Annotated in this window: 6 protein-coding genes; 3 read left to right on the plus strand and 3 right to left on the minus strand. The window is 66.8% G+C overall.

Going from position 1 to position 2,932, the window contains the following annotated elements; all coding sequences use genetic code 11:
• Both ACEN88_RS28250 and ACEN88_RS28255 read left to right on the plus strand, forming a co-directional pair.
• Positions 1 to 703: ATP-binding domain-containing protein (locus tag ACEN88_RS28250; protein ID WP_413345003.1), on the plus strand; the 703-nt coding region annotated here is incomplete at its 5' end.
• 9 nt (positions 704 to 712) lie between these two features.
• A complete protein-coding gene (locus tag ACEN88_RS28255; protein ID WP_413345004.1) occupies positions 713 to 979 on the plus strand; it encodes a UBP-type zinc finger domain-containing protein in 267 nt (88 codons plus the stop codon).
• On the opposite strand, the gene ACEN88_RS28260 is transcribed toward ACEN88_RS28255, so the two are convergent.
• Positions 963 to 1,283: a hypothetical protein gene (locus ACEN88_RS28260; protein ID WP_413345006.1), complete on the minus strand. Its 321-nt coding sequence runs from the start codon at positions 1,281 to 1,283 to the stop codon at positions 963 to 965. The genes ACEN88_RS28255 and ACEN88_RS28260 overlap by 17 nt on opposite strands.
• Before the next feature lie 112 nt (positions 1,284 to 1,395).
• On the opposite strand from ACEN88_RS28260, the gene motA reads away from it, so the two are divergent.
• Positions 1,396 to 2,256 carry a flagellar motor stator protein MotA gene (gene motA, locus ACEN88_RS28265; RefSeq protein ID WP_413345008.1) on the plus strand — a complete coding sequence of 287 codons (861 nt, stop codon included), beginning with the start codon at positions 1,396 to 1,398 and terminating at the stop codon, positions 2,254 to 2,256.
• Positions 2,257 to 2,260: 4 nt separating this feature from the next.
• Here the strand turns inward: motA and ACEN88_RS28270 are convergent, their stop codons facing one another.
• Together ACEN88_RS28270 and ACEN88_RS28275 are read right to left on the minus strand one after the other, a co-directional pair.
• Complete coding sequence (locus tag ACEN88_RS28270) at positions 2,261 to 2,623, minus strand: DUF2939 domain-containing protein (RefSeq protein WP_413345010.1); 363 nt, start codon at positions 2,621 to 2,623, stop codon at positions 2,261 to 2,263.
• Entirely contained in the window at positions 2,620 to 2,784 is a 165-nt protein-coding gene (locus tag ACEN88_RS28275; RefSeq protein WP_413345012.1) for a DUF2939 domain-containing protein, read from the minus strand. Before ACEN88_RS28275 ends, ACEN88_RS28270 begins: the two co-directional genes overlap by 4 nt.
• Positions 2,785 to 2,932: the final 148 nt, after the last annotated feature.

Here is a 2,932-nt window from a genome sequence, read left to right on the forward strand (position 1 = left end):
CAGCGCGGCCGCCGCGCTGCGCGCACCCGACGCGGCCGGCGTGCTGCGCTGGATCGACCACGCGCACCAGCACCACGTGATCCAGCTGGCGAACGAGGGTTATCGCCCGTATCTCGAACTGCTGCGCGCCGGCAGTGCAGGCCATGGAAGCCACGAAGGCTGGGTACGCGCCGTGCTGCAGCGCTTCGAAGCGTTCCGCGTGCTGTGCGCCGTGCGCGAAGGCGAGTGGGGCGTCGAAGGCCTGAACGAGGCCATCGAACTGCGCCTCGCGCAGGCGGGCCTGATCGTGCGCGGCGACTGGTACGTGGGCCGCCCCGTCATGGTCACCCGCAACGACTACCCGACGGGCACGTTCAACGGCGACATCGGCCTCGCGCTGCCGGACCCGGCGCGTCCCGGTTCGCTGCGCGTGTGGTTCCTGGAAGGCGACAACGTGCGCAGCGTGCTGGCCACGCGCCTGCGCCACGTGGAGACGGCGTACGCGATGACGGTCCATAAATCGCAGGGCTCGGAATTCGCGCACACGGTGCTGGCCCTGCCGAAAGAGGGGGGCGCCGTGCTGGCGCGCGAGCTAGTCTATACGGGCATCACGCGCGCGAGCCGCCAGTTCACCCTGACGACGCCGGGGCCGGCCGTGCTGGGCGAAGCCATCCTGCGCCGCACGCACCGGGCGAGCGGATTGCGGGGAATGATCGAGAAATAAGGAGGTGGCATGAGCAACGACTGCACGCACTTTCATCACATCGTGACCCGCGAGGGCAATACCGACGGTTGCGAGGAGTGCCTTCGGATGGGCGACACGTGGGTGCACCTGCGCGTGTGCCTGACGTGCGGCCACGTCGGCTGTTGCGACCAGTCGAAGAACCAGCACGCCACGAAGCACTTCCATGCGACGAACCACCCGGTGATCCGCTCGAAGGAGCCGGGGGAGACGTGGGGCTGGTGCTACGTCGACCGGGTCGTCAAGGATCCGGTGTAGCGGCATGTTTGCGGACGAGCCGGACGACCGTGTTCCACACCCGGGTCGTCGCCGGCACGTCCAGCGTGCGTTCGACGAACGCGTTCGGACTGCCGGCACTGGCGCCGAGCTTGTACGTCAGCGACAGCAGCATCCCGTCATGCCAGCTCACCACGCGCACATCGCCCCTCGGGTTGGATGACGGCAGCGCCACGCCGGCGACAGCGCCCGCATCCGCAAATGCCGCCTCGAACACGGCACGGGTCGGCGCCGGCGGGTGGCCCAGATTAAGATTGCGAAAGAACGCGACAAATTTCGTTGGCATTCCGACATCCTGCCATATCGCAACCTATCGACCAACTCTCAGCACAACCTTTGCTTTCTCAGTGGCAACAATGTTAAAGTTGCGTTCTGGGAATAGTTATCGGGGCATTATCATGTTGATCGTCGCGGGTTTCATCATCGTGCTGCTGGCCGTGTTCGGCGGCTTCGTGCTGCAGGACGGGCACCTTGCCGCGCTGTTCCAGCCCTACGAACTCTTGATGATCTTCGGTGGCGCGCTGGGCGCGTTCGTCATCGCCAACGACCGCAAGGCGATCGGCCTCACGTGGCAGAGCCTGCCGATGCTGTTCCACGGCTCGCGCTACACCCGCGAGCTGTACATGGCGCTGATGGCCCTGATGTTCGACCTGTTGACGAAGGTGCGCCGGGAAGGGCTGATGGCGCTCGAGAACGAGATCGACGCGCCGTACGAAAGCGCCGTCTTCACGAAGTACCGCATCATCCTGCTCGACGATCACCTGATGGAATTCATTACGGACTACCTGCGCCTGATGGTGTCCGGCACGATGAACAGCTACCAGCTGGAAAACCTGATGGACAACGAGATCGCCACGTACCAGGAAGACGCCGACATCCCCGTGCAGGCAATCCACAAGCTGGCCGATGGCATGCCCGCGTTCGGCATCGTCGCCGCGGTGATGGGTGTCGTGCACACGATGGGGTCCATCGGCCGGCCGCCGGCGGAGCTGGGCGGCTTGATCGCGGCCGCGCTCGTGGGGACGTTCCTCGGCATCCTGCTGTCGTACGGCCTCGTCGCGCCGCTCGGGAGCCTGCTGCACCGGCGCCACCAGGAAGTCGTCAAGGCGCTGCAATGTGTAAAAGTGACGCTGCTGGCCTCGATGAACGGCTATGCGCCGACGATCGCCGTGGAATTCGGCCGCAAGGTCATCTCGGCCACGGAGCGCCCGACCTTCGCCGAACTGGAAGGCCATGTGCGCCAGCTGAAGTCGCGCTGAGTTCTCAGTTGCGCGGCAACTCGATCCCCGCCAGCTTCCAGCTCCACAGGCCGTCGCGCCGGAACACGAAGCTGCCGCCGTCGTCCGCCGTGACGGCGAAATGGCGCCAGCCGCGGTAGTGCAGCGCATAATGCGGCTCGTGCTGCGGCGGCTTGTCCCGTGGCGGCTCCGCGGCGGGCGTCCCGGCGTCCCGGGTGGGTTTGCCGATCGATACCTTGCCGTGTTCGACCATGGCGGCGACACCGGCCGGCGACACGATCGCGTCCACGAGCGGATCCGCGACGGCCCGTGCGAAGGCCTGGCCGATCGCGGCGAAGGCATTGGTGTCCGCGTCGCGGGCGATCGACCCGAGCAACTGGCTCTTCACGCTGTCGCGCGGGCAGGAAAGTCGACCTGGGCGGAGACGCCCTCGGCATCATGGCGCTCCACGGCCGCGCGCAGGCGGTTCAGTGTCCACCAGGGGCTGGCGAAGCTCGTGGCGGCCACGACGAGGAGGGCGCCGGCGGCGAGGATTCGGGTACGGTTCATGAGCATCGCAAATGACAAGGCCGGAACAGTCGCCCGGCCCGGCCTTCGGTATTGATATCGGTCGCCCGCTCAGCGATGGCGGCGGTGACGCGTGACGGTCACGTGCTTGTGGCTGCGGCGCGTGGTGCCGCCCGCGGTTGCACGGATG

Source organism: Massilia sp. CT11-108 (assembly GCF_047302915.1).
GTDB classification, from domain to species: domain Bacteria; phylum Pseudomonadota; class Gammaproteobacteria; order Burkholderiales; family Burkholderiaceae_D; genus Telluria; species Telluria orientalis.

Coding starts and splice junctions, on each gene's coding strand:
- ACEN88_RS28255 (WP_413345004.1), top strand. CDS start 713: ATGAGCAACGACTGCACGCACTTTCATCACATCGTGACCCGCGAGGGC.
- ACEN88_RS28260 (WP_413345006.1), bottom strand. CDS start 1,283: ATGCCAACGAAATTTGTCGCGTTCTTTCGCAATCTTAATCTGGGCCAC.
- motA (WP_413345008.1), top strand. CDS start 1,396: ATGTTGATCGTCGCGGGTTTCATCATCGTGCTGCTGGCCGTGTTCGGC.
- ACEN88_RS28275 (WP_413345012.1), bottom strand. CDS start 2,784: ATGAACCGTACCCGAATCCTCGCCGCCGGCGCCCTCCTCGTCGTGGCC.